Origin of the sequence: Devosia sp. Root436, assembly GCF_001426345.1 — a bacterium.
Taxonomy (GTDB): Bacteria; Pseudomonadota; Alphaproteobacteria; order Rhizobiales; family Devosiaceae; genus Devosia.
In genome coordinates this window covers 45505-70658 of the sequence record NZ_LMEM01000009.1, presented here as the reverse complement: position 1 = coordinate 70658, position 25154 = coordinate 45505, and the positions used below count along the sequence as shown (strand labels likewise).

Here is a 25154-nt window from a genome sequence, read left to right as displayed (position 1 = left end):
CCATGACCTTATCTTCTGCCGCCGAGGCTGCGCCCCGGTCCAATGCCGAGCCGTTCCGTACCCGCCGTACCTTTGCGATCATTTCGCATCCGGACGCCGGCAAGACCACGCTCACCGAACGCCTGCTGGCGGCGGCCGGCGCCATCCAGTCGGCCGGCGCGGTGCGCGGCAAGGCCGGCGTCCGCTCGACCCGTTCGGACTGGATGGAGATGGAGCAGCAGCGCGGCATTTCCATCACCTCGTCAGTGATGACCTTCGAATATGACGGGCTGACCCTCAACCTGCTCGATACGCCGGGCCACTCGGACTTTTCCGAGGACACTTACCGCACCCTGACCGCCGTCGACGCGGCCATCATGGTCATCGACGCCGCCAAGGGCATCGAAAGCCAGACCCTGAAACTCTTCGAAGTCTGCCGCCTGCGCGACATTCCCATCATCACCTTCATCAACAAGGTGGACCGCGAGGGCCTCTCGCCGCTCGATCTGATCGACGAAATCCAAGGCAAGCTGGCGCTTGACCTGACCCCCGTCCTCTGGCCCATAGGGCAGGGCGTCGATTTCCACGGCTATCTGGACCTGCTCGAAAAGCGGGTCGTCTCGCCCCAGGGCAAGCCCATCGCCGAATACGACGCCATCGAAGACCTGCTCGACAATGACAAGCTGGTCGATGATCCTGTCTTCATGGTGGCGCTGGAAACGCTCGAAATGGCCACGGCCATGCTGCCGCCTTTCGATCTCGAAACCTTCCATGCCGGGCATCTCAGCCCCGTGTTGTTTGGGTCCGCGCTCAAGGGCATCGGCGTCGCCGAATTGCTGCGCACGCTGGGCGAATGGGGCCCCGAGCCGCGCCCGCAGCCGGCCATTCCCGCCCCCATCGCGCCTGATGACAAGAAGGTCACCGGCTTCGTCTTCAAGGTGCAGGCCAATATGGATGCCAACCACCGCGACCGCATCGCCTTCGTGCGCCTCTGTTCCGGCACCTTCACCCGGGGCATGCGCCTCAAGAATGTCCGCTCCGGCAAGGACATGGCGGTCTCCAACCCGATGTTCTTCTTCGGCAATGACCGCGAACTGGCCGAACAGGCCGTGGCCGGCGACATTGTCGGCATTCCCAATCACGGCACCCTCTCGGTGGGCGATACGCTCACCGAAGGCGCGACGATCAATGTCACCGGCATTCCCAATTTCGCCCCGGAAATCATCCGCCGCGTCCGCCTCACCGACCATATGAAGACCAAGCAGATGGCCAAGGCCCTCTCCGATCTCTCCGAAGAGGGCGTGACCCAGGTCTTCCGCCGCGTCGTCGGCGCCGACTGGATCGTCGGGGTGGTCGGCCAGTTGCAGCTCGAAGTGCTGTCCAGCCGCGTCGCCAAGGAATATGGCGTGCCGATTACTTTCGAGAGCCTCAATTACGAAGTGGCCCGCTGGATCGAGAGCGACGATCCCAAGGAGCTCGACCGCTTCATCGCCGCCCAGAAGATGAACATCGCCGAGGACCGCACCGGCGCGCCCGTGTTCCTCGCGCAAAACGCCTGGTGGGCCGACCGCGCCAAGCAGGATTTCCCCAAGATCGCCTTCCTCACCACGAAGGAACGGCATTGAGCACCGAGCGCATCGAGGAGTTTCTTGGCGCGGTGAAGGCGGCCTTCGCCGCCAACACCCTGATCGGGCTCAAGCTGGGCGGTTATCACGGCGCCGAGGCCGACCTCAAGTCCATCGACGTCAAGAAGATCGTCGCCAAGGGGACCGAGAAGTTCAGCTTCACTTTCCACTACAAGACACGCGACATCATCAAGAACCAGATCCAGCCCGAAGCGCTGGGCAATCTGCGCACGGCCCTGCGCGACGAATTTCGCAGCGCCCGCCTAGCCACCACCGAATTCGACCTCACCTTCGAGCGAAACGGCGACAAGGTCCGCCTCAAGCGCACCGATGTCGCGGGTCGTGTTGCCCCTTCGACCGGGCATGATCGTGCCAAAAACCGTCCCCTGACCGCCACCGACAAGCCCTGGCTCCACGCCCTCGGCATCACGGGCAAGGACGGCCAGGTCCGCAACGACGCCCAGGATAAGTTCAGGCAAATCAACAAGATGGTCGAGATTTTCGCGCCATTGATTCAAGCCATCAAGGTCGACAAACCCCGCATCGTCGATATGGGAGCCGGCAAGGGCTACCTCGATTTCGCCCTCTACGACTATCTCGATGGCAAAGCCGACATCATCGGCGTCGAGTTGCGCGACAAGCTGGTCGCCGACGGCAATGCCACCGCCGCGGCTTCGGGCTTTGCCGGCCTCAGCTTCGTCCCCGGCACCATCCTCGACTATGACGCCACTGGCGCCGATGCCGTCATCGCGCTCCACGCCTGCGACACCGCCACCGACGACGCCATCTATCAGGGCATCAAGGCCGGCGCCTCCCTGATCGCCGTCGCCCCCTGCTGCCACAAGCAGATCCGTCGCCAGATGGAGGCCGGCAAGCCCGCGACCGAACTCGGCGTCCTGCTGCGCCACGGCATTTTCCTCGAACGCCAGGCTGAAATGGTCACCGACACGTTCCGCGCCCTGCTGCTCGAACTCAGCGGCTATCGCGTCAAGGTGTTCGAATTCGTCTCGGATGCCCACACGCCCAAGAACAACCTTGTCGTCGCCGAAAAAGACGGGCGGGCAGGGCGCGACCGCGACGCCGTACTCAAGCAGATCGCCGAGACCAAGGCGCTGTTCGGCGTGGAGCGGCATTATCTGGAAGGCTTGCTGGGCTTGTAGGAGAGCTTTTCCAAGCTATGGCTTTTTAAATCCCCGCCCATCGCCTATATACGATGCAATCAGCAAGCCCGAAGATACCATGACCAAGATCACTTTCGTCCAGCAGGACGGCGAACGCATCGAGACCGAGGGCGATAACGGCGCCACGGTGATGGAAACCGCCATCATGAACGGTATTCCGGGCATCGTCGCCGAATGCGGCGGCGCCTGCACCTGCGCCACCTGCCATGTCTATGTCGATGACGCCTGGACCGAAACGGTCGGCGGTCCCTCGATGATGGAAGAAGACATGCTGGACTTTGCTTTCGATGTGAAAGCCTCCAGTCGCCTGTCGTGCCAGATCAAGGTCAAGGACGAGTTGGACGGGCTGGTCGTCCACGTCCCCGGCCGCCAGGGCTAGCGCCACGCCTCGTGGTTCGAGGGGCGCTGCGCTGCCGCCTCATCACGAGGGCGGGCCACGATGATCTAACTCGCACCCTGCAAACACCGGACGTAAACATAAGGCCGGCCCCAGCCCGCATCGTCCGGGGGAACCTCGTCATAGAGGTAGAACAGGTCGTGGCCGACCCAGAAGGCGAAGAAGTTCGGCCCCCCGGCAATCGGCTCCCACAGGGCGCCGCCATTCAGTTCCCGAAGGGCCATGGCCGCGTCGGCCTCCTGGTCACGGGGCCCGAGATAGAAGATGTGCGTCGCATCGGCCGCCTCGATGCGGACCGGCAGTTCGCACCGCGCCAGCACTGTGTCGGGGATGCCCACCTCCATGGTTGGAACGGTGACCGCCCACGCGCCGGCAAAGGGTGCGGCGTTGCCTGGATCGATGTCCGGAAATGCAGCGGGCTTCGCCAGTGGCATGAGGGCATTGGCCGCCGTCAGGCTACCGGCCAAGGCTGCGGTCACCACGAGGCCCCTGAAGGCATGCTGCATCATTTTCCCGCTCCGCCTGGCCAGGCACCGTGCCGTTGTTCGCATATTGGCAAGCAAAATTTTCTCCGGCTTCCCCGCGCAAAGATTCATTTAGCGGCTTTGCGCCAAAGCCATAGCTGCCATTCCACGCCGGCCCTTTGCAGGGAAATATAAAAGCTATTGAATTTCAAAGCCTTGCCGGGTTGGGCTGGTTTGGATTATTTTCCTGTCGTTCACACTAGGGTTCCAATGGGTCAACTCAACACATTTCCGTTGAGCTACAAAGTTCAGGGTCAGCGCATCGTCATCCTCGGCGGTGGAGAAGAAGCCCTCAACAAGGTCCGGTTGGTCACTAAGACGACTGCTTCAGTAGTCATTATTTCCCGTCACATCGACGCCGCTTTCACAGGTTTCCCCGTCGAGCTGATCCAGCGGGCCTTTGCCCCGTCCGATCTCGACAACGCCGCGTTGCTCTTCGTCGCCGAACAGGGCCCGGATGCCGATCTGGCCAAGGCTGAAGCCCGTTCACGCGGCATCCCGCTCAATGTGGTGGATGTTCCCGCCGAGTGCGATTTCTACACGCCCTCCATTGTCGACCGCGCGCCGCTCACCGTCGCCATTTCCACCGAGGGCGATGCGCCGGTGCTGGCTCGCCTGGTGCGCGCCCGCATCGAAGCCATGCTGTCGCCGCGGATCGGCAAAATCGCCGGCCTCGCCGGGCGCTTGCGCAAGGCGGCCGAGAGCCTCATCCATGATGGCGCCGCCCGCCGCCGCTTTTATGAGGCGCTGGTGACCTCACCCGAAATTGAGGCCGCCGAAAGCAAGGGGCAGGGGCTCGATGCCGCCGAGGCCCTGCTGGCGCAGCACGCCAATGGCCGGACGCAGGGCGTCGTCTGGCTGATCGGTGCCGGCCCCGGTTCGGAAGATTTGCTCACCCTGCGCGCCCAGCGCCTGCTGCAGGAAGCCGATGTCATCGTCCATGACCAGCTCGTGCCCGGTGTCGTTGTCGATATGGGCCGCCGCGACGCTGAGCGCATCGATGTCGGTAAGGCCAAGGGCCATCACAGCTTTTCGCAGGCGCAGATCAATACGCTGATTGTCCGGCTGGCCTTGCAGGGCAAGCGTGTCGCCCGTCTCAAGTCGGGCGATCCGATGGTGTTCGGCCGCGCTGGCGAGGAAATCGCCGCCCTGCGCAAGGCCGGCATTGCCTACCAGATCGTCCCCGGCATTTCCTCCGCCCTGGCGGCCGCCGCCGATACGGCGACCCCGGTCACTCTGCGCAAGGTCTCCAGCGGCTTCGTCACGGCGACGGCGCATGGCGCCGATGATGGCGACCTCGCCCATTGGGCATCGCTGGCGCAGGCCGGTCTGACGCTGGCGCTTTACATGGGCAAGTCCATCGCGCCCGACGTCGCCGCCCGGCTCGTCGCCCACGGCGCGCGGGCCGATCTGCCGGTGGGCATCGTGGTCAATGCCGGGCGCAGCACCATGACCACATATTCGGGCTGCCTGCAGTCCCTGATCGACTGTCAGGCGACGTTCAGCGACGGTCCGGCAATCATCTTCGTAGGCGAAGCCGTTGGGGCCGGAGACTGGGCAGACGCTGCCCAACTCGCCGGCATGAGCTTCAAGGTAGCGTAGCAGCAATGGAAATTTTGACAGGCAACGAGCTGACATCGGGGGGCACAGTGTACCTCGGCAACAGCAACAACTGGGTCGAGGACCTGCAGGCGTCGCGCCTCTTCACCAAGGAAGAGGCCGCCGAGCGCGATGCGGCGCTGGCCACCACCAAGGCGGGCGGCCGCATCATCAGCCTCGAGATCGAGGAAGTGACGCTGCAGGATGGCCTGCTGGTGCCCAAGCGCCTGCGCGAACGCATTCGGGCCAGGGGGCCGACGGCGCCGCTGACGCTGAAAGGCGAGATTTACGACCGCCAGCATCTGGATGAGGACGGTCATGTATCGATATGACGAATTCGACGCGGCCTTCGTGGCGGGCCGCACCGCGCAGTTTTCCGATCAGGTGAACCGCCGTCTTTTGGGCGAGCTGTCGGAAGACCAGTTCCGCCCGCTGCGGCTGATGAACGGGCTCTATCTGCAACTGCACGCCTATATGCTGCGCATCGCGGTGCCCTATGGCACGCTGTCCTCGCGCCAGTTGCGCAAGCTGGCCCATATCGCCCGCACCTATGATCGCGGCTATGGCCACTTCACCACGCGCCAGAACATCCAGTTCAACTGGCCCAAGCTCAGGGACGTGCCAGAAATCCTGCGTGAACTGGGTTCGGTGGAAATGCACTCGATCCAGACCTCGGGCAATTGCATCCGCAACACCACCACCGACCAGTTTGCCGGCGCTGCCGCCGACGAGATCATCGATCCCCGTCCGGTGGCCGAGATCATCCGCCAGTGGTCGAGCCTGCATCCCGAATTCAGCTACCTGCCGCGCAAGTTCAAGATCGCCATGAGCGGTTCGCCCAGCGATCGGGCGGCCATCCGCTTTCACGATATCGGCCTGCAGGCCGTGGCCAATGCGGCCGGCGAGATCGGCTGGGAAGTGTGGGTCGGCGGCGGGCTGGGGCGTACGCCCATTGTGGCCAAGCTGATCAACAGCTTCGTGCCCAACGAGCATCTGCTCGCCTATCTCGAATCCATCATGCGCGTTTACAATCGCTATGGCCGCCGCGACAACAAGTTCAAGGCACGCATCAAGATCCTCGTCCACGAAGAGGGCCTTGAGACCATCAAGGGCCAGGTGGAAAACGAGTTCGCCCAGGTGCGCGGTGGCGAGCTGACGTTGCCGGCCGAGGAAGTCGACCGCATCACCACCTATTTCGCCGCACCGGATTTCAAGGTGCAGACGGCGACGAAGATCGATGTGGCTTACCAATCCATCGTCGATCCCGCCTATGGCCGCTGGCTCGATAACAATATCAATTCGCACCGCCAGCCCGGCTATGCCTCGGTTACCATTTCGCTCAAGCCCATCGGCGGCGCGCCGGGCGATGCGACCGATGTGCAGATGGATGTGGTGGCGGACCTCGCCGAACGCTACTCGTTCGATGAATTGCGCGTCACTCATGAGCAGAACCTGGTCCTGCCCCATGTCGCCATCGCCGATCTGCGCGCGGTCTATGATGCACTGGTGGCGGCCGAACTGGCCGAGGGCAATACCGGTCTCATCACCGATATGATCTGCTGCCCCGGTCTTGATTTCTGTGCGCTGGCCAATGCCCGCTCGATCCCGATCGCGCAGGAAATCTCGCGCAAATTCGCCGCGCCGCAGCGCCAGGCCGAGATCGGCGCGCTCAAGATCAAGATTTCCGGCTGCATCAATGCCTGCGGCCACCACCATGTCGGCCATATCGGCATCCTCGGCGTCGAGAAGAAGGGCGGCGAGCTCTACCAGATCACCCTGGGTGGCGACGCCACGGAGAATGCTTCGGTGGGCAAGATCATCGGCCCCGGTTTCGAGGCCGAAAATGTCCCCGGCGCCATCGAGACGCTGGTCGATACCTATATCGCCCGTCGCACCAGCGCCGACGAAACCTTCATCGAAGCCTATCGCCGCCTGGGCGAAGCGCCCTTCAAGGAGGCCCTTTATGGCACTGCCTAAGCTCGCCCCGGTCCAGCCCGCGCATGACAAGCTGCGCGCGCTGGGCATCCTGGCGCTCAACGGCATGTTCGACGAAATGGACGCGCTGGGCGTGCTCCGTTACGCCGTCAGCGACGTGCTGCCGGGGGATCTGGCCATCGTTTCGTCCTTTGGCGCCGATTCCTCCGTGCTGCTGCATCTGGTGGCGCAGGTCGATCCGTCGATGCCGGTCTATTTCCTCGAAACCGGCAAGCATTTCCGCGAGACGCTCGACTATGTCGAGACGCTCAAGAAGCATCTAGGCCTGATCAACGTCCATGCCATCCATCCCAGTTCCGATGACGTGAAGCGCTTCGATCCCAAGGGCGACCTCTGGGAAACCGATCCCGATTCCTGCTGCCATATCCGCAAGACCGAGCCGCTCGAGCCGATCACCGAGATGTATGGCGGCTGGGTCACCGGGCGGAAGCGCTTCCAGACCAGGGAACGCGGCGTGCTGCCGCATTTCGAGCTGACCAGCGACAACCGCATCAAGGTCAATCCGTTGGCCTACTTCACCGATGCGGACGTCAACCAGTATAAGATCGACCACGGCTTGCCCGAGCATCCGCTGTTCGCTAAGGGCTACAAGTCCATTGGCTGCGCGCCTTGCACCTCGGTCGTTGCCGAGGGCGAGGATCCGCGCGCTGGACGGTGGCGCGGTCTCAACAAGAAAGAGTGCGGCATCCACTTCGATTTCAACGGAGCGATTGCCAGGCCGATGACTGCCGCGACCCGCCATACGCTGTGGAAAGACGGCGCCTTCATCGCCGATCCGTTCCATGAGTGGACCGAAGACAGCGATCCGGCCACGGCCAGCTACACCCATGTTCCGCTGCCGGTGTTCCTCGCCAATCGCGCGGCGTTCCTGGCCAACCCGCATCCGCTGGGGCTGCTGGTGTCGCCGGGTGACCGTGCCGAGGATGTGGAGGCCGATGTGGGGCGCTTCGCCTCGATCGCCATCAAGTTCCCCGGCTTCACCGATGGCCGTGGCTATTCAACCGCACGTCTGCTGTCTCAACGTTACCAGTACGCTAACGAAATCAGGGCCATTGGTGATGTTTTGCAGGACCAGATTCCGCTGATGCGGCGTTGCGGCTTCACCGCCTTCGTGGTCACCCACGAACCGACGCGCCAGGCGCTCATCGAGGACCGCCTGCCAGAGGTGGCGCTGTTTTATCAGCCGGTCGGCACCAGGGAAGTTCCCGTCGGCACGCGCCCCTTTCTTCGTCGCGTTCTCTAGGGTAAGTGGATCGCACTCGTCAGGATTTGATCCTTTCCATTCACGGCGTTATTTCCGCTTGCGCGGGGATGAGGCCGAGCAAAGTATGGCCATGCTGGCCTGAGAAGAGTTTGAAATGACCACTGAAATCACCACCGATGTCGTTGTGATCGGCGCGGGCCCCTGCGGGCTGTTCGCAGCCTTCGAACTCGGATTGCTCGATCTCAAATGTCATTTCATCGACATTCTCGACCGGCCCGGCGGCCAGTGTGCCGAACTTTATCCCGAAAAGCCCATCTACGATATCCCCGGTTTCCCCGTGGTCACCGGCCAGCAGCTGACCGACAATCTGATGGCGCAGATCGCGCCGTTCGCGCCCGAATTCCACTTCAACCGCATGATCAACACCATCGAGAGGCAGGAAGACGGCTCGTTCAGGCTGTCGACCGACGCCGATGAGGTGTTTCACGCCAAGGTCGTGGTCATCGCCGCCGGCGGCGGCTCGTTCCAGCCCAAGCGTCCGCCGGTCGACGGCATCGAAGCCTTTGAAAACAAGTCGGTTTTCTATTCCGTCCGCAAGATGGACGATTTCCGCGGCCAGGACGTGGTCATTGTCGGCGGCGGCGATTCCGCGCTCGACTGGACGCTCAATCTCCAGCCCATCGTCCGCTCCCTGACCTTGGTGCACCGCCGCGCCGTGTTCAAGGCCGCCCCGGCCTCGGTCAACAAGATGCAGGAGCTGGTGGGCGAGGGGAAGATCAACTTCCTCACCGGCCAGATCGCCAAGCTCGACGGCGAAGACGGCCAGATCAATCATGTGCATCTGACGACGGATGCAGGCGATCTTTCAGTTCCGGCAACACGTTTGCTGCCTTTCTTCGGGTTGACCATGAAGCTGGGTCCGGTTGCCGATTGGGGTCTCGAACTCAACGACAACACCATCGTCGTCGATACCGAGAAGTTCGAAACCTCGGTGCCGGGCATCTTCGCCATCGGCGACATCAATTCCTATCCCGGCAAGCTCAAGCTTATCCTGTCCGGCTTCCACGAAGCCGCGCTGATGGCCCAGGCCGCCAAGGCGATCGTGTCGCCGGGCGAGCGGGTGGTCTTCCAGTACACCACCAGCTCCACCAAGCTGCAGAAAAAGCTCGGCGTCGCCTAAATGATCATCCATGTCACTGACCAGGCTGGGGAAAACCACGAGCTCGAAGGGCTCGAGGGCTGGCGCGTCATGGAAGTGATCCGCGACTGGGGCCTCAATATCAAGGCAGAATGCGGTGGCGCCATGAGCTGCGCCACCTGCCATGTCTATGTCGACAAGGACTGGCTCGATGTGGTCGGCGCCCCCAGCGACGAAGAGGAGGACATGCTCGACAGCGTCGGTGACGTCCGCTCCAATTCCCGGCTCTGCTGCCAGATCCTGTGCAGCGATGCGATCGATGGGCTCAAGCTGACCCTGGCGTCGAGCGCCGCCAAGGACGCGTGAGGTCTACTGAGGGCTTTTTGCCTGGGCAGTAGTGACGTTGGTCAGTTCGGGGATGAAGTCCCGTACCATCGGCTGTTTCTGCGTCTCGAACGGCAGGGGGCGCACGACGCGCATGGCGGCGATGCCGACGCGCACGGTCATCAAGCCATTGACCACGCCCTCGCCCAGCCGGGCGGAGAGCTTGGCCGCCAGCCCCTGGCCCACCAGCTGCTCCACCACCCCGTCAGTGAGCACCAGGCCGCCCGTGACGGCCAGATGGGTCAGGATGGCCCCCAGCAGCCGCCAGGAGCCGAAAAAGCCCGGACGGGCCCCGTAGAGCCGTGCAATGGCACCGGAGAGGCGGAAGCTCTCATAGATGACGAAGGCGATGTCGACCAGCGCGCGCGGCGACACCGTCGTCACCAGCGCGACGCGGCGGGCCGAGGCGGCCGTCAGCACCTTCGCCCTGGCGTCGAGCGGCGCCATCAGGCTGCGCTCGGCCAGCGCGATCATTTCGTGCCCGTCGAACATATGGGGCAGGTTGTCGGCCACGCCCTGCCGCGCCCGCGCCAGGTCGGGTCGGCCGGCATAGATGCCCTCAAGGCTTTCGACGACGTGCTTTGCCTTGTGTCCGTCATTGTCGGCCGTGGCTTGCGCCGCACCTCGCCTCAAGGCATCGAGCACGCGCAGGCGGCGCAAGGCGAAGACTTCGCGGGTGGCCAGTGCCAGCACCGCGATGAGGAAGACCCCCAGCACACCGAGCCCCAGCCAGCCCAGCCATTCATTGGCGGCAAAGAGGTCGCGGATCAGCCGGTCGGCCGCGAGGCCCAGCCCGGCAGACACCAATACGCCGCCCGCCGTCCAGGCCAGCCGCCCGACCCAGCCCATGCGGCGCGGTGCCGGCGCGATGAGTGTTTCGTCGGTAGCAGCATCGAATTCCGGTTCGACTATTTCCACCTTGGCCGGCGCAAAGGCCCGCGGTGCGCGGAAGCTTTCGGGGGAGTCGTCAGCCGGTGTGGTCGGGCGGGCGATGGGGCGTTTCATGCGAGCCAGTCTCCCACCAGATAATCGAGCGCGCGGTCGAAGCGGATATGGGGCAGCACCACGTCGCCATTGGCGTTGCGATCGAGCTTCTGCGGCGGCGTGAAGCGCAGAAAGTTGAGCGCAACGGGCGTGCCGTCCTCGAACAGTGAATCCGGCCGTTCCGGCAAGTCACCGGGAAACAAGGCGATTTCCGTCTTGCCGTCATAGCTGGTGCCATCAAGCGTCTCGCCGTGCATCGGCGTGCCGATTATCGTCGGCAGCGTCTCGCCACCCTCTGATATCGTGCCCTCGCGCGTGGCGCGGATGCCGGCCATGGCGATGGATTTGACCTCGGCCCCGGCAAAGCGCGCGCGCTTTGAAGCATTGGCCACGAGGCGATTGAGGATGGCTTCCAGCCGGTCATGGCTGGTGTGATGCACATGGTCGGCCTTGGTGGCGGCGAACAATATCCGATCGATCTTGCGTACGAAGGGGCGCAGCAGGGGATTGGTCTCGCCCTGGCGGAAGCAGGAGAGCACAGCCGTCAGCGCCGTCTCCAGGTCTGCCACAGCGGTCGGGCCGGCATTGAGCGCCCGCAGCGCGTCCACCAGCACGATCTGCCGATCCAATCGGGCGAAGTGATCGCGGAAGAAGGGGCGCACTATGCGGTCCTTATAGGCCTGGTAGCGGTGCTCCAGCATGGCATAGAGGCTATTGCCGCGAATGGCCTGCCGCTGCGGCGGCAATGGCGCGAAGGTCAGCGCGGGCGATCCCTCCAGGTCTCCCGGCAGCAGGAAGCGGCCGGGCGGCAGGGTCGAGAGCGCCTGATGTTCGCGGCTCTTGCGCAGATAGTCGGTGAAGGCGGCGGCCAGCTTTTCCGCGTCGGGGTCGTTAGCCTCCTTAAGCGGATCGATGCTTTCGAGCAGGTCGAGGAACGGACCGGCCTCCTTGCCGGAACCGGGGCGGTCGGCGCGCTCCAGCGCCTCGGCGCTCCATTCGGCAAAGCTCAGGCCCAGCAGCGGCAGGTCGAGCAGCCATTCGCCGGGATAATCGACGATATCGAGGTTGACGGTGGAAGGCCCGGTCATGCCGGAATACCAGTTTCTGGACTGGAATTTCAGCACCACGCGAAGCTGGGAAATCCGCCGTGTGCTTTCCGGCCAGGCCGGCGTCTTTCCGGTGAGCGCATCGAGATGCTGCTCATAGGCGAAACGAGGAATGGTGGCGTCGGGATATTCGGCCAGCCTTGCGCCGATGAAACGGCCCTCGGCCAAAGGCGCGAAGCCGGGCAGGCGGCCGCCCGTGAGCAGGTTATGCACCAAAGCAGTGATGAAGATGGTCTTGCCGGCCCGGCTGAGGCCGGTGACGCCCAGCCGCAATGTCGGGGTAAAGGCGCCCGTGGCGACGTCGGCCAGGTTGGACAGGGCGATGCCCAGTTCGTCGACGATGGTCGTGGGTGGCTGGGGCACGCTTTTGTCTCGCTTGTCCCTACGCAAGATAGGGATTTGTGGCGGCGGTTCAAGCGTTTGGGCTCCGCCGTGGCGGAGCCCGACCGGGTCAGGCGCCGGTGCCGATCCTGTCCATCTCGTATGGCGTAGTCTGATAGATCTCGTTGATCCAGTTCTGGAACAGCAGATGGGCGTGGCTGCGCCAGCGGTTTTCGGGCATGGCCGACGTGTCACCGTTGGGAAACAGGTTTGCCGGTGGGGGCGTGCCCAGCCCTGCCTTGACGTCGCGCTCATATTCGTCGGCCAGCGAGCGGTTGTCATATTCGAGGTGGTTGAGGAAATGCACGGCGCGATGCTTCTGGTCGCCCAGCATGCAGATGCCGATATTCGGATTGTCGATCAGCACTTCCAGATCGGGGCCGAAGGTCGTGCGGTCGATATCGTTGTAGCGTGACACCGGGATCATCGGGCTGTCCGAGAAGCCGCGCAGGAAGGGCGAGCGCGGATTGATGACCTGATGGCGGAACACGCCGAAGGCCTTCTCGGCCATACGATAGCGCCGGGCGCCATGGAAATGGTGCAGAGCCGCCTGCGCACCCCAGCAGATGAACATGGTGTGGTGAACGTTGGTCTGAGTCCAATCCATGATCTCCAGCATTTCGGGCCAGTAGCGCACCTCCTCGAAGGGCAGATTGGCGATCGGCGCGCCGGTGATGATGAAGCCGTCGAACTTCTTTTCCCGCACCTCTTCCCAGGTCTTGTAGAAGGTCTTGAGGTAATCCTCGGATGTGTTCTTGGACTGATGATCGGTGACGCGCACCAGCGTCAGTTCCACCTGCAGCGGCGTCGAGCCGATGAGGCGGGTGAACTGGGTCTCGGTGCGCTCCTTGTTGGGCATCAGGTTGAGCAGGCCGATTTCGAGCGGGCGGATGTCCTGCCGCGCGGCGCGCGCGGAATCCATCACATAGACGCCCTCGTCTTCGAGCGTCTTGCGGGCGGGCAGGTTGTCAGGAATTCGGATAGGCATATCAGCCTCTTGAGCGAGTTTGATCGAAAAGCGATTCAGGCATTGCGCGTCTCCAGTGGAGTCCGCGCTAACGCATTCGCTGCTCGATCGCGGCGGCCATGAGATCAATGAATTCGTCGCCGTCGCGCACGGTGGCGAGGTCCGAAGCTTCGACCACATAGCCGAAATTATCGGCCAGCGCCTGGTAGCGCGGCAGCCGGTCATGCAGCAGGGCCTCGAAGCCCCAGGCGCCGAAGCCGAGCGGGTCGACATCGCAATCTTCTACGATGCCGTGGATCAGCTTGTATTCAGACCATTTCTCGATGAGGAAGGGCGGGCGGTAATACATCGGCTTGGGTGATTGCCTGAAGCGCCGTACCAGTTCGGCCGCGTCCTTTTCCGTGCCGCGGATATAGAGCAGGGCGGTCGAAGCGGCCAGAGTCTTCACCACCGGGTCTTGCGGATCGGTGGGGTCGATCACCTCGATCAGCGAGCCGCCGGTATCGGCGATGAAGTCGTCATAGCCATAGAGCGCCTTGGCGCGCTCGATGAAATGCGGCACGTCCTTGAGCGCATCGACCTCGGCGATCCGGTGCTGTTCCTGCCGGCGCTGGTATTCGGCCAGCGGCAGGCCGCCCTTGTCGGGATTGCCGGGCGTGCCGAGATAGCTCGACAGCGGATCGAGATTGTCGAAGGTGATGTTGGACGAGATGTAGATCGAGTCCGAGCGCAACAGCTCGGCCAGGAACGGCACCTTCATCGCCTCGCGTTTGAAGTTGTCGACGATGTACTCGCCCATATAGCGCGTGCCGATGCGATAGTCGGCGGAGTAGTGAAACCAGTTGCTGGCGCGCAGCATGGCGCTCAAGCGCGTCTTGCCGACGCCAGCCATGCCGAACACAGTCACCGCGCGGCGCGGGGCGTTGACGAACTCATCGGCACTACTGAACAGCATCCGTAGACACGGCTTTCGCCGCCCCATCACCGTGTCATTCCCGCGAAAGCGGGAATCTCCCTTCTTCCAGCGCACCAATGACGCGGTGGAAGAATGCCAGGTTGCATTTAATGCAACCGCCCACTGTTCACAAGCGGGCGGCAAATTCTGCCGCCGGCTCGGACTCAATTGCCGGGATGTCGCCACATTTCGGCTCGCCCGCACCAGATAACTCAGCAAAATCAACGGCAAGGCGAGTTGGCACCCCGCTTGCATCGTTATTGTCGAACGCGTCCGACGACGCAAACGGGTTTTACGGAGTTTCACATGGGCATTTATGGCGCTCTTTCCAGTGCGGTGACCGGTCTGCGGGCCCAGGCCCACGCACTGGAGAACATCTCGGGCAATATCGCGAACTCGCAGACGACGGGCTACAAGCGCATCGAAACCGATTTCATCGATCTGATCCCCGATGCTCCGATCTCGCGCCAGGTTCCCGGCGCCGTGCTGGCGCAGTCGCGCGGCACCAACAATGTGCAGGGCGATATCAAGACGGTGTCGGACGAAACCTTCATCGCGCTCAATTCCAACGGCTTCTTCGTCGTCGAGCCCAAGATCGGCCAGTCGGACGGCAATGCAGTGTTCGCCGGCACCAATTTCTATACCCGCCGCGGCGATTTCGAGATCGACAAGGATGGTCTGCTGGTCAACGGAGCCGGCTACTACCTCAAGGGCCTGCCGATCGACACGCTGACCGGCAATATTTCGGGGTCAGTGCCCGAGGTGATCAAGCTCTCCAACAACTTCCTGCCGGCCCAGGCGACGACTCGCGTCAACTACCAGGCCAACCTGCCGCAACTGCCCAAGAATACCGGCTACAACCCGACCATCTACAACAGCGAATTGATGGAGGCCAACGACTACCTGGCCGGCTCCACCACGGCGACGAAGGCCGGTGCCGGCGGTCTGTTGACGGATGGTACACTCAACGCGGCTACGGTGATGACCCCGGGCGAATCCATCACCGTCACGGTAAATGGCACTGCGGTCAAATTCGACTTCTACGACAGCGATGTGGCAGCCTATGCCGGCACCAACACCGGCATCGACGTATCGGCCACCACCGTTCCGGCAGTGACGATCAACGCTGCTCTCGCCGCAATGCAGGCGGGATTGATCTCGGCGGGCGGCCCGGCTGCGGCGACGGCCACCGTCGGCATCAATGGCGCCGACAACCTCGAGATCACGCTGGGCTCGGACTTCCATGCGTCCTTCTCGGTGACAGGCGACGCCGCAGCCATGACGGCCCTGGGGCTGACGGATGGCGCGTCCAGCGCGCCGACGCGGCCGGACGTGGAGACGGTCGCGGCCGACCTCGATGCCGAGTTCAAGGCCAATTCGATCGCTGGTGGTGCCATCACGGTCTATGCCGAGAACGGCGCTCCGGCCAACGTGCAGATGCGCTGGGCCAAGGTGGACAGCGCTGCCGCGGGTGGCGCGGACACATGGAACCTCTATTACATGTCCAACAGCGCGGCGACGGGTACATCGCCGATGTGGACGCGGGTGGATCAGGACTATGTGTTCCGTGGCGATGGCTCGCTGGTGCCTCCCGGCGTTCCCACGGCGATGATCAACGATCTCGTCGTCAACGGCGTGGCCTTGGGCGATGTGGAGCTCAAGCACGATACCAACGGCGTGTCCCAGTTCGCCGACGTCAACGGCACGGTGAACGTCTCCACGCTGAACCAGAACGGTTACGGCGCCGGCGAGTTCGTCTCGGTGGCGATCAATGACAGCGGCCGTGTCGTGGCCACCTATTCCAACGGCGAACGCATCGACATGGCCCAGGTGGTGACGGCCGAGTTCAACGCCATCAACAAGCTCAAGCGGCTCGATGGCGGCGTATTCGCCAGCACCTCGGAATCGGGCGAGGCCATTCTCGATCTCTCCGGCTCTGGCGTCATCGGCGGGGCGCTCGAAGCCTCCAACACCGATATTTCCGACGAGTTCACCAAGCTGATCGTGACTCAGCAGGCCTATGCGGCCGGTACGCGCATCGTCAGTGCGGCCGACGACATGCTCCAGGAAGCGCTCAACATGATCCGCTGACGCGGAGCAAGCCAGTGGGGCTCGGAGCCAGGCTCCGGGCCGGTCCTTCAGTTCGGAGTCCTGTGAATGGGTCTGACGGCATCACTCACCAACGCTGTGTCCGGTCTGCGGGTCAATCAGGACTCTCTCGACATCCTGAGCCGCAACATCGCCAATTCGGGCACGCCGGGCTATCACCGGCAGTCGCTCAACATTGTCGACTATAATTCGCAGGACAGCAGCTACGCCCGCTCGGTGGGCACGCATCGCGCCTTCAATTCCAGCCTGCAGGCCTATTACAACCGCCAGGTATCGGACACCGCCAATTCCGGCATCCAGGCCGGCTATCTCGATCGCCTCCAGGGTTTCATGGGCAAGCCCGGCACGGCCGGCTCGCTCGATACCGTGTTTGGCGACTTGCAGAATGCCCTCCAGGGCATTGCCACCAGTCCCGATGACTACAACTCCCGGGCCCAGGCCGTTGCCTCGGCACAAAGCATGGTGGAAACGCTCAACCGGCTTTCCACCACCATCCAGGGCATGCGCCAGGAGACGGAGGGGCAGATTGCCTCCAACGTCCACAATCTCAACGGGATGTTGAACTCGCTTGCCGAGGTCAATAACCGCATGCTCGATCTGGGCATGACGGAGACGTCCCGCGCGGCCCTGCTCGACCAGCGTGACCGCCTGATCGGTTCGGTCGCCGAAATGATCGACGTGCGGGCGGACTATCGGCCGGACGGCACCGTGGCGCTGATGACGCGTTCAGGCGTCGGCCTGATCGACAATGGCGTATCGACCTTCAAGTTCGAGAGCGCCGGCAACCTGTCGCCGAATTCGGTGTTCGACGTCGATCCAGCCAAGACCAAGGTCGGCAAGATGACGCTGACCACGCCCTCCGGCCTCACCATCGACCTGGTGACGCAGGGCGTCCTGCAGGGTGGGGAACTCGGCGGCCTCGTCACGCTGCGCGACAAGACCCTGGTCGAGGCGCAGGACCAGCTCGATGAAATCGCCGCGGGCCTGGCGCAGGCTTTCTCGACCAACAAGACCAATGGCGTGGCCGCTACCGATGGCGCTGGCGCCGAAGGCCTCGATGTCGACATTTCCAATATGGCGCCGGGCAATGATGTCCTGCTCACCTATGCCGAGAACGGCGTCGAAAAGCGGGTGCGCATCGTCAATACCAGCCAGGCGCAGGACTATGTGGATGCCTCGGGCCAACGGGTCATCGGCGTGGATTTCTCGGCCGGCGCGGCGGCGGTCGCCGCGGCGCTCGATGCCAAGCTGCCGAACCTCGATATCAGCAGCACTGGCGCTAACAACCTGCGCATTCTCGACGATGGCGCTGCCGGTAAGACCGATGTGCGCACTGCCGTCGCTCGCTCCAGCTCGACCAGCCTGCAGGGTTCGGGGCTGGGGTTCAACCTGTTCGTCGATCAGGGCAACTCGGCTTTCACCAACAATCTCGATACCGACCCGCCGCAGAAGCAGGGCTTTGCGGCGCGTATCTCGATCGATCCGGTGATCCTCGCCGACAACCGCCTGCTGGTGCAATACGAGGTCGGCGGTACGCTGGGCGATGCCGACCGCGCCGATTATGTGATCGACCAGCTCAGCAAGATGCAGTTCGTCTCCGGGGGCAATCCTGCCGCCAATACCGGACGCTTCCAGTTGAGCGGCAATCTCAGCGAACTGATTTCGCAGGTGGTCGGCTTCCAGGGATCGACCATCAATGCGGCCATCAGCAAGAATGACGACCGCCAACTGACGCTGGATACCATCGTCGACCAGATGGAATCCGACTACGGCGTCAATGTCGACGAGGAAATGGCGCGGCTAATGGAATTGCAGAATGCCTATGCCGCAAATGCGCGCGTGGTTTCCGTCGTCAAGGAACTGCTCGACGCGCTGCTTGCTTCGACGTGACGGCAGCGGTGGATGCGAAGGAGTAGAGTAAGATGATCGTCAACAAGTCGATGTTTCCGCTGCAAACCGGATTCGGCGTCATCTCGAAGATGCAAGGCCGCTTCGCCACGCTGCAGATGCAGCTGGGTACCGGCGAACGCGCATCCAAGCTCTCCGAAATGGGGCGTGACCTGCCCATGTCGCTGTCGGTGCGCGCGCGCCTCAGCAAGATCGAGGGCTTCTCGGCCAATATCGACACAGTCAACCTGCGCCTGAGCTTTCTCGACAAGACCATGACCCGTCTCGATGCCATCGAGGGCGAGGCCCGCAATTCGGCGGTGCAGGGGCAGTACGGCACCAACAATATCAACATGGCCACGGTGCCGGGCCTGTCCAAGGCGCGGTTCGACGAGATGGTCACCCTGCTCAATGCCGATGTGGCGGGGCGCTATCTGTTCGGCGGCTCCAATACCGACAGCGCGCCGCTGCCCGATACGACCAGCCTGCTCGAAGGCATTGGCGGCAAGGACGGCTTCAAGAGCGTGGTGGGCGAGCGCAAGGCGGCCGATGCCGGCGCCGATGGCCTGGGGCGCCTGAAGCTCGACCAGCCGACGACAAACTCCGTCAGCCTGACCGAGGACGGCATTCACCCATTCGGCTTCAAGCTGCTGCGCGTGACCAGCACGGCGCCGGCGACATCGGTCAATGTCGGGGCGATCGCCGCCTCGCCCGTCGCCGTGCCGCAGCTCGGCAATACCAACACCATCACCTTCGAAGCGCCGCCCGCCGAGCAGATGCTGCCGGGCCAGACCATCACGCTGGGCCTGCAATTGCCCGATGGCCTCGATACCCAGATCACGCTCACCGCGATCGCTCCCGAGGATGCCCCGCCGGGCAAGGGAGAGTTCGTGGTCGATCCCGGGGTTGTCGGCCCGCCCGCCGTTCCTGCCGATCCGGCCATTACCGCCACCAACTTCAAGGCGGCCCTCCAGGCCAGCCTCGAAACAGTGGCCGGGTCCGATCTGGCAGCGGCATCGACTTTCGCTGCCGCGGAAATGTTCTTTAACGGTCCGGGCGAGCCGGCTTTGCGGGTCGATGGCGATCCTGCCACGGCGACGGCCCTCAAGGTGGCGACCGACGCCGACACCGTGCTGTGGTATCGCGGCCAATCCCCGGCGGTGGCGGCAGAGGGACTGGGCCGGCTGGGAATACAAACGGCCAGCGGCGTCGTGACATTGCAGGAAAAGTCGCCGGTTTCGGCAGCGCATGGCTTCCAGATCACCGCGGTATCGCCCGATACGACCAATATCGACACCACCTACACCCCCGCCGATCCCAGCAGTGTCGCGGTCGCGTTCACGGGGACGCTGACGGCCGGCGAGAAGGTCAGCGTTACCCTGACCGAACCCAATGGCACGACGCGCATGGTCGAACTGACCGCGGTAGTGGGCAAGGCGATAGCGGGCCAGTTCAGCATTGGCACCACCGCCGACGAAAACGCCGAGAATTTCAGCAAGGGATTGCAGCAGGCCCTCACCGAGACGGCGATGGTTGCCGAGGGCAATCCCCGCCAGAGCGTCACCGCCCAGGTCGATGACGCCACGCGCGTCAGCTACGGCCTCGAAGCCAACGAATCCGGCCTGTTGCGCATGGTGCGCTCCCTCGGCGCCATGTCGGTCGAGACCTATCCGGATGCCGATACCAATGCGAAGGCGCGGTTCGACGCCATGGCGCGGCGGCAGCAGTCGGAATTGTCGGAGTCGCACAATTCCGAGCGCGGCTCCATCGAGGTTCTGACGATGGAGCTGGCCGTGGCCCAGATCGGCATCAACAACGCCGCCGATCGCCACACCAACTACAAGGCGCAGCTCGACAACCTGCTGAGCGATATCGAGACGGTGAGCAAGGAAGACGTGGCGATGGAAATCCTGGCCCTGCAGACGCGGCTACAGGCCAGCTACCAGGCCACTTCGATGATAAGCCAGCTCAGCCTCGTGAACTTCATGTAGCCGCGCATCACGGCCAACAAAAACCCTCGGCACAGGCCGAGGGTTTTTTGTTTAGGGGGTGTCCGGTCAGTTGCCGCGCAGGCCGGCGGCAATCTGGCGGTTGAGCCGCACCAGCACGTCGAGCTGTTGTGGCTGCGGATTGACTTCGAGCAGGATGTCGCGGGTCTGGTTCATGATGAACATGCCCAGATTGGCGATGTTCTGGCGCACGTCCTGGGGCAGGGGATTGTCTTCCTTGGTCACCGAGGCCATGAAGATGGTCCAGAGCTTGCGGTTGAAGGCCAGGGCCGACTTGAGCTCCTGCTGGGTGCCGATATCCCACTCATCCTTCACGCGTTGCAGGCCGGCGGCCGCCTTCATCAGCAGGGCAGATTCGCGTTCACGGGGCGATTCAACGACTTTCGTCGTCTGCTGGTAGGCCAGAGCGCCTTGCTGATGCATGGTCTAGGAGTTCCTGTTCGTACTCGGTAAGCCGTTGGGCAGCTTTCAGAGCTTTGTACAGGGCGCCAGTTAATATCTCGTTATTGATTTGGTTAATGATTTCAATTGCCGAGGGGACGGCTTCGAGGAAGTCTTTCGACAGGTTGGTGTAGGAAATCCTGGCCGCTTCCAGGTCCTCGTCGATATACATCAGCTGTATTGCCAGGTAGATCCGCTTCGCTGGCGTCGTGGCGGTCTCCGATGTCAGGATGTCCTTCTCGCGAAGGATGGGCGCCCGGCCATCGATAAACAGGCGCGTGCGCTGGTCCGAATTGGTGATGATGCAGTTGCCCACCAACAGTTTTTCGCCAGGTTTCAGTTCCACCTTGAGCGCCATTCAGCCAAGCCTCCCGACTCGCAATTATCCTCTTTGATCTAGCTTGCGACTGTGGCGAAAACAATGAAGGCGGGCCTTGGCCCGCCTTCATCGCTGGTTTGTCCTGAATGGAGCGTTTACCGCAGCAGCTGCAGGATCGACTGGTCGGCCTGGCTGGCCAGCGACAGCGAGTTCTGCGACAGCTGCTGGCGGGTCTGCAGCGCCAGCAGGTTGGCCGCTTCTTCGTTCATGTCGGCCAGGGTGAGGTTGCCGGCGCCGGTCTGCAGCGTGTCCACCATCGAGTTGGTGAAGGTCTGGCGGTTTTCGACGATCGACAGGTTCGAGCCGAAAGTGGATGCCTGCGACCGAACCTGGTCGAGCGCGGCCTTGACGTCGGTCAGCAACGCATCGATCGACAGATCGCTGTCGAGCTGTTCGGGCAACAGCGAGGTCGGCACGCCCAGATTGCTGGCGTTGATGGTGTCGCCGCCCTTGGTCTGGATGTCGATGGACGATGTGCCCGTCTCGTTGAAGGTGATGGTCAGCTTGTCGCCGCGCAACAGGTTGATGCCGTTGAACGAGGCGTCGTCGGCGAGCTTGTCGAGCTGGTCGCGCAACTCGTTGAACTGGTCGGCCAGGCCCGTACGCACCGAATTGCCGCCGATGGTGGAGGTGCCGGTGCCGCCATTGATGGCCCCGTCGGCATCCTTGCCCTCGACAGTCAGCTCCTGGGTCGACTGGTTTTCGATGCGCAGCTTGCCATTGTCGTTGGAAGCACGAATATTGCCCTTCAGCGCGGTATTGGCGTTGATGACGGCCACCATTTCGTCGGTGGTGCGGGCAAAATTCAGCGTGCCTGAGGTGCCGGCAACGACGCCGCCCGCCGGGATGCCGAAGAAGTCCGCATCGGGCCCGCCGATGGTCAGGGGGCCGGCATTGTCCTTGATTGCGCGCAGGCCGATCTTGCCGCCCAGGGCGTCGTAAGCCTCGAACTTGGCGTCGCCGCCGAGCTGGGTGTTGATCGAGGCAATGGCGGTATCGAGATCAAGGCCGGTCGTGGGCGTGAGCGTGATCTTCTTGCCGTTGATGGTGAAATCGTGCGTGCCGTTGGAGCCTTCGGCGGACTGGCGTTCGGCGGTCGTTGGCGCATCCGGATCAACTGGAGCAGTGCCAAAGAAGGCGTCAGCGTCGCCGCCGGTAACCTCGAACTCGCCGTCGACATTGCCAACAGTCTCGAGTTTGAAGACACCACCGACCTGGGTAACCGTGACCTTGCCCGCATAAACGGAGGACGCGTCGATCTTCTCCTGCATCAGGGTAGCAGTTTCGGCCAGCGTGCGGGTCGCGTCGAGCGACAAGCTCAGGTCGAGCTCATCGCCGCCGTCAAACTTAAATTTGAGGTCGAGCGCGGCCTGGACGTCGGCATCGACGAGAGGGGTGACGGCGCTGCCCGGTGCCAGCGAAGCCTTGCCCGCAGCGGTCGGTGCCGCATAGGCATCCGTCATGGCAGCCGAGAAGCCCGTGCCGGTCTTGATCAGGTCGACATTGACCGTGTTGGTTATCGCGCCGCCCGAGAAATTCAGCGTGCCGAGCAGCGGGTCATTGGCGTCGATATCGGCCATCACGAAGGATTCGGTCTGGAACGACTTGTCCTGGCGCGCCTGGCGCAGGGTCGACTGCATCGATTCCAGCGTCTTGGTCATGGCGGTGAGGCCATTGTCGGCGGCTTCCAGGGTCTGGACGCCATTGGCCATCGAGTCGAGCAGGGCGCCAAGGTCGCTGGCGCGATTGTTGAGGCCCTGGGCCGTGAACCAGTTGCTCGGATTGTCCAGCGCGGAATTGACCTTGTTGCCGGTCGCCAGGCGATCCTGGGTGCGCGCCATCATGTCCGCAGTGCCCTGCAGCGAGAGCAGGTTGGAGCGAACTGCTTTCGAAAGAGAAATGTCGGACATCTATGTGATCCTTGCCCTATTGGTCCTTCGGGCCTGTTCTGGCCCCGTTGGTAACCATTTAGGCAGCCTTTCGTTAAAGCGGCGTTAACCATGAAAATTGACGCGGCATAAACCATAACCGGTTGGCAGGCACAAAGAGAAAGGGCGGACCTTGCGGCCCGCCCTTCCAATTTATGTCGATGTAGCCTGGACTTAGCGGATCAGCTGGAGAACCGACTGGTCGGCCTGGCTGGCCAGCGACAGCGAGTTCTGCGAGAGCGACTGGCGCGTCTGCAGAGCCAGAAGATTGGCAGCTTCCGCGTTCATGTCGGCCAGGGTCAGGTTACCGGCACCGCTCTGGAGGGTGTCGATCATCGAGTTGGTGAAGGTCTGGCGATTCTGCACGATCGAGAGATTCGAGCCGAAGGACGAAGCCTGGGCACGAACGTCGTTCAGGGCAGACTTCAACTTGCTCAGCTGGGCATCGATCGAAGTGTCGCTGTCCAGATCGGAGGCTTCAAGAGTGGTCGACACGCCCAGGTTGGCCGAGTTGATCGTCTTGTTGTCCTTGGTCTGGATATCGATCGAGGACGTGCCGGTCTCATTGAAGGTGATCGACAGCTTGTCGCCACGCAGCAGGTTGATACCGTTGAAGGCAGCGTCATCGGCAAGCTTGTCGAGCTGGTCGCGCAGTTCGTTGAACTGATCGGCCAGGCCGGAACGAACCGAGTTACCGTCGATCGACGACTTGGCAGTGCCGCCGCTGATCTTGCCGTCGGTCAGGCCTTCGACATCGAGAGCCTTGGTCGACTGGTTCTCGATACGCAGCTTGCCATTGTCGTTGGAGGCGCGGATGCTGCCCTTCAGCGACGTGTTGTCGTTGATGGCCGTCACCAGTTCGTCGACCGAACGTGCGAACTTCAGCGTGGTGCTGGTGGTGGGAGCGGCAAACAGGGCAGCGTCAGCGCCACCGATCGTCAGCGTGCCGGCATCGTCGGCGATGGCGCGAATGCCGATCTTGCCGCCGGTGTCCTTGAACGCTTCGAACTTCTTGTCGGCGCCAAGGGCAGTGTTGATGGTGGCAACGGCAGTCTCGGCATCGGCACCAGTCGTAACGTCGAGCGTGACCTTCTTGCCGTTGATCGTGAGCTCGTGCATGCCATCGGAACCGGTGGTGGCAGTGCGTTCGCCGGCAACCGGAGCGTCCGGGTCAGCCGGAGCGGTACCGAAGACCGCATCAACGTCGGTGCCGCCAACAGTGATGTCGCCATCGGCGTTTTCGGCTGTCGAGAAGGTGAACTTGCCGCCCGTGGAGGCAAATTCAACAACACCGGCGAGCTCAGAGTCGGCCAGTTGATCGGCGATCTGTGCTTCCATGTCGGCCAGCGTCGGCGTGGTCGCGTCTGCAACATAGTTGAAGGTTGCAGTCTTGCCACCAAACTCCACAGTGAAGGTGGCGTCGACTGAGCCGTCATTGGCCACGTCGCCGACGGCGGTTGCCTTGGCAGCGGCGGCAGGCGCTTCGTACTTGGCGGCGGTAGAAGCCGTCGAGCCCGAACCGGTCTTGGTCAGGTCGATACCGACAGTGTTGGTGACCGAACCACCCGTGAAGGTCAGCTGGCCGAGGTCTTCGGCATTGGCATCAACCTTGTTCAGCACGAAGGACGAGGTCTGGAAGGACTTGTCCTGACGCGCCTGGCGCAGGGTCGACTGCATAGATTCAAGGGTCTTGGTCATGGCGGTCAGGCCATTGTCGGCGGCTTCCAGCGTCTGAACGCCGTTAGCCATCGAGTCGAGCAGGGCGCCGAGATCGCTGGCGCGGTTGTTGAGGCCCTGGGCGGTGAACCAGCTGGACGGATTGTCGAGAGCCGAGTTGACCTTGTTGCCGGTGGCGAGACGGTTTTGCGTCGACGCCATCATGTCCGCGGTGCTCTTGAGCGAGAGCAGGTTCGAGCGGACGGCTTTCGAAAGAGAGATGTCACCCATTTGTAGAGTCCTTTTCTAGGATTACGCAAACTAAA

The 25154-nt window shown here is 62.8% G+C and carries 21 protein-coding genes; 12 read left to right on the top strand and 9 right to left on the bottom strand.

What is annotated here, in order from left to right; genetic code table 11:
• The first annotated feature begins 2 nt into the window (after positions 1-2).
• The 3 genes from ASD04_RS05355 (at position 3) to ASD04_RS05345 (ending at position 3164) form a co-directional block, all read left to right on the top strand.
• Positions 3-1604: a peptide chain release factor 3 gene (locus ASD04_RS05355; protein WP_056253654.1), complete on the top strand. Its 1602-nt coding sequence runs from the start codon at positions 3-5 to the stop codon at positions 1602-1604.
• Positions 1601-2764: an SAM-dependent methyltransferase gene (locus tag ASD04_RS05350; protein ID WP_056253651.1), complete on the top strand. Its 1164-nt coding sequence runs from the start codon at positions 1601-1603 to the stop codon at positions 2762-2764. The genes ASD04_RS05355 and ASD04_RS05350 overlap by 4 nt, the downstream gene beginning before the upstream one ends.
• A 79-nt stretch (positions 2765-2843) precedes the next feature.
• Complete coding sequence (locus tag ASD04_RS05345; RefSeq protein ID WP_056253648.1) at positions 2844-3164, top strand: 2Fe-2S iron-sulfur cluster-binding protein; 321 nt, start codon at positions 2844-2846, stop codon at positions 3162-3164.
• A 65-nt stretch (positions 3165-3229) separates the two neighbouring features.
• Here the strand turns inward: ASD04_RS05345 and ASD04_RS05340 are convergent, their stop codons facing one another.
• Positions 3230-3691 (bottom strand): hypothetical protein, encoded by a 462-nt coding sequence (locus ASD04_RS05340; RefSeq protein ID WP_056253646.1) that lies wholly within the window; start codon positions 3689-3691, stop codon positions 3230-3232.
• A gap of 249 nt (positions 3692-3940) precedes the next feature.
• On the opposite strand from ASD04_RS05340, the gene cysG reads away from it, so the two are divergent.
• The 6 genes from cysG (at position 3941) to ASD04_RS05310 (ending at position 10008) form a co-directional block, all read left to right on the top strand.
• Entirely contained in the window at positions 3941-5308 is a 1368-nt protein-coding gene (gene cysG, locus ASD04_RS05335) for a siroheme synthase CysG (protein WP_244488258.1), read from the top strand.
• Positions 5309-5313: 5 nt separating this feature from the next.
• A complete protein-coding gene (locus tag ASD04_RS05330; RefSeq protein ID WP_056253632.1) occupies positions 5314-5637 on the top strand; it encodes a DUF2849 domain-containing protein in 324 nt (107 codons plus the stop codon).
• Positions 5624-7282: a nitrite/sulfite reductase gene (locus tag ASD04_RS05325; protein WP_056253628.1), complete on the top strand. Its 1659-nt coding sequence runs from the start codon at positions 5624-5626 to the stop codon at positions 7280-7282. The genes ASD04_RS05330 and ASD04_RS05325 overlap by 14 nt, the downstream gene beginning before the upstream one ends.
• A complete protein-coding gene (locus ASD04_RS19070) occupies positions 7269-8543 on the top strand; it encodes a phosphoadenylyl-sulfate reductase (RefSeq protein WP_082531013.1) in 1275 nt (424 codons plus the stop codon). The genes ASD04_RS05325 and ASD04_RS19070 overlap by 14 nt, the downstream gene beginning before the upstream one ends.
• Before the next feature lie 115 nt (positions 8544-8658).
• Positions 8659-9684: an NAD(P)/FAD-dependent oxidoreductase gene (locus ASD04_RS05315; RefSeq protein ID WP_056253625.1), complete on the top strand. Its 1026-nt coding sequence runs from the start codon at positions 8659-8661 to the stop codon at positions 9682-9684.
• Complete coding sequence (locus ASD04_RS05310; protein WP_056253622.1) at positions 9685-10008, top strand: 2Fe-2S iron-sulfur cluster-binding protein; 324 nt, start codon at positions 9685-9687, stop codon at positions 10006-10008.
• A 3-nt stretch (positions 10009-10011) separates the two neighbouring features.
• Here the strand turns inward: ASD04_RS05310 and ASD04_RS05305 are convergent, their stop codons facing one another.
• The 4 genes from ASD04_RS05305 to ASD04_RS05290 form a co-directional block, all read right to left on the bottom strand.
• Positions 10012-11031, bottom strand: a complete 1020-nt coding sequence (locus ASD04_RS05305) for a TIGR01620 family protein (RefSeq protein WP_056253618.1) — start codon at positions 11029-11031, stop codon at positions 10012-10014.
• A complete protein-coding gene (locus ASD04_RS05300; protein ID WP_056253614.1) occupies positions 11028-12479 on the bottom strand; it encodes a YcjX family protein in 1452 nt (483 codons plus the stop codon). The genes ASD04_RS05305 and ASD04_RS05300 overlap by 4 nt, the downstream gene beginning before the upstream one ends.
• An 88-nt stretch (positions 12480-12567) precedes the next feature.
• Complete coding sequence (metA, locus tag ASD04_RS05295) at positions 12568-13485, bottom strand: homoserine O-succinyltransferase (protein WP_056253611.1); 918 nt, start codon at positions 13483-13485, stop codon at positions 12568-12570.
• 67 nt (positions 13486-13552) lie between these two features.
• On the bottom strand, positions 13553-14419 hold the full coding sequence (locus tag ASD04_RS05290) for a hypothetical protein (RefSeq protein ID WP_056253609.1): 867 nt from the start codon (positions 14417-14419) through the stop codon (positions 13553-13555).
• Between the two features lie 306 nt (positions 14420-14725).
• Here ASD04_RS05290 and ASD04_RS05285 point away from each other — a divergent pair, with 306 nt between their 5' ends.
• The 3 genes from ASD04_RS05285 to ASD04_RS05275 all read left to right on the top strand — a co-directional run bounded on the left by ASD04_RS05285 (position 14726) and on the right by ASD04_RS05275 (position 20406).
• Positions 14726-16510 (top strand): flagellar hook-basal body complex protein, encoded by a 1785-nt coding sequence (locus ASD04_RS05285; protein WP_056253606.1) that lies wholly within the window; start codon positions 14726-14728, stop codon positions 16508-16510.
• A 66-nt stretch (positions 16511-16576) separates the two neighbouring features.
• Positions 16577-18418 carry a flagellar hook-associated protein FlgK gene (flgK, locus tag ASD04_RS05280; protein WP_056253603.1) on the top strand — a complete coding sequence of 614 codons (1842 nt, stop codon included), beginning with the start codon at positions 16577-16579 and terminating at the stop codon, positions 18416-18418.
• A gap of 32 nt (positions 18419-18450) precedes the next feature.
• Positions 18451-20406 (top strand): hypothetical protein, encoded by a 1956-nt coding sequence (locus ASD04_RS05275; protein ID WP_056253600.1) that lies wholly within the window; start codon positions 18451-18453, stop codon positions 20404-20406.
• A 66-nt stretch (positions 20407-20472) separates the two neighbouring features.
• Here ASD04_RS05275 and flaF read toward each other — a convergent pair whose 3' ends face one another.
• The 4 genes from flaF to ASD04_RS05255 form a co-directional block, all read right to left on the bottom strand.
• On the bottom strand, positions 20473-20847 hold the full coding sequence (flaF, locus tag ASD04_RS05270) for a flagellar biosynthesis regulator FlaF (protein WP_082531012.1): 375 nt from the start codon (positions 20845-20847) through the stop codon (positions 20473-20475).
• Positions 20798-21223: a flagellar biosynthesis repressor FlbT gene (gene flbT / locus ASD04_RS05265; protein WP_056253595.1), complete on the bottom strand. Its 426-nt coding sequence runs from the start codon at positions 21221-21223 to the stop codon at positions 20798-20800. Before flbT ends, flaF begins: the two co-directional genes overlap by 50 nt.
• A 116-nt stretch (positions 21224-21339) precedes the next feature.
• Positions 21340-23154, bottom strand: coding sequence for a flagellin (locus tag ASD04_RS05260; RefSeq protein WP_056253592.1), 1815 nt, complete (start codon positions 23152-23154; stop codon positions 21340-21342).
• Positions 23155-23346: 192 nt separating this feature from the next.
• A complete protein-coding gene (locus ASD04_RS05255) occupies positions 23347-25119 on the bottom strand; it encodes a flagellin (RefSeq protein WP_056253591.1) in 1773 nt (590 codons plus the stop codon).
• Between the last annotated feature and the right edge of the window lie 35 nt (positions 25120-25154).

Bases quoted from the DNA above. Each gene is read 5' to 3' on its own strand.
- ASD04_RS05355 (WP_056253654.1), top strand. From the start codon at position 3: ATGACCTTATCTTCTGCCGCCGAGGCTGCGCCCCGGTCCAATGCCGAG.
- ASD04_RS05345 (WP_056253648.1), top strand. From the start codon at position 2,844: ATGACCAAGATCACTTTCGTCCAGCAGGACGGCGAACGCATCGAGACC.
- ASD04_RS05340 (WP_056253646.1), bottom strand. From the start codon at position 3,691: ATGATGCAGCATGCCTTCAGGGGCCTCGTGGTGACCGCAGCCTTGGCC.
- ASD04_RS05330 (WP_056253632.1), top strand. From the start codon at position 5,314: ATGGAAATTTTGACAGGCAACGAGCTGACATCGGGGGGCACAGTGTAC.
- ASD04_RS05325 (WP_056253628.1), top strand. From the start codon at position 5,624: ATGTATCGATATGACGAATTCGACGCGGCCTTCGTGGCGGGCCGCACC.
- ASD04_RS19070 (WP_082531013.1), top strand. From the start codon at position 7,269: ATGGCACTGCCTAAGCTCGCCCCGGTCCAGCCCGCGCATGACAAGCTG.
- ASD04_RS05315 (WP_056253625.1), top strand. From the start codon at position 8,659: ATGACCACTGAAATCACCACCGATGTCGTTGTGATCGGCGCGGGCCCC.
- ASD04_RS05310 (WP_056253622.1), top strand. From the start codon at position 9,685: ATGATCATCCATGTCACTGACCAGGCTGGGGAAAACCACGAGCTCGAA.
- ASD04_RS05305 (WP_056253618.1), bottom strand. From the start codon at position 11,031: ATGAAACGCCCCATCGCCCGCCCGACCACACCGGCTGACGACTCCCCC.
- metA (WP_056253611.1), bottom strand. From the start codon at position 13,485: ATGCCTATCCGAATTCCTGACAACCTGCCCGCCCGCAAGACGCTCGAA.
- ASD04_RS05290 (WP_056253609.1), bottom strand. From the start codon at position 14,419: ATGCTGTTCAGTAGTGCCGATGAGTTCGTCAACGCCCCGCGCCGCGCG.
- ASD04_RS05285 (WP_056253606.1), top strand. From the start codon at position 14,726: ATGGGCATTTATGGCGCTCTTTCCAGTGCGGTGACCGGTCTGCGGGCC.
- flgK (WP_056253603.1), top strand. From the start codon at position 16,577: ATGGGTCTGACGGCATCACTCACCAACGCTGTGTCCGGTCTGCGGGTC.
- ASD04_RS05275 (WP_056253600.1), top strand. From the start codon at position 18,451: ATGATCGTCAACAAGTCGATGTTTCCGCTGCAAACCGGATTCGGCGTC.
- flaF (WP_082531012.1), bottom strand. From the start codon at position 20,847: ATGCATCAGCAAGGCGCTCTGGCCTACCAGCAGACGACGAAAGTCGTT.
- flbT (WP_056253595.1), bottom strand. From the start codon at position 21,223: ATGGCGCTCAAGGTGGAACTGAAACCTGGCGAAAAACTGTTGGTGGGC.
- ASD04_RS05260 (WP_056253592.1), bottom strand. From the start codon at position 23,154: ATGTCCGACATTTCTCTTTCGAAAGCAGTTCGCTCCAACCTGCTCTCG.
- ASD04_RS05255 (WP_056253591.1), bottom strand. From the start codon at position 25,119: ATGGGTGACATCTCTCTTTCGAAAGCCGTCCGCTCGAACCTGCTCTCG.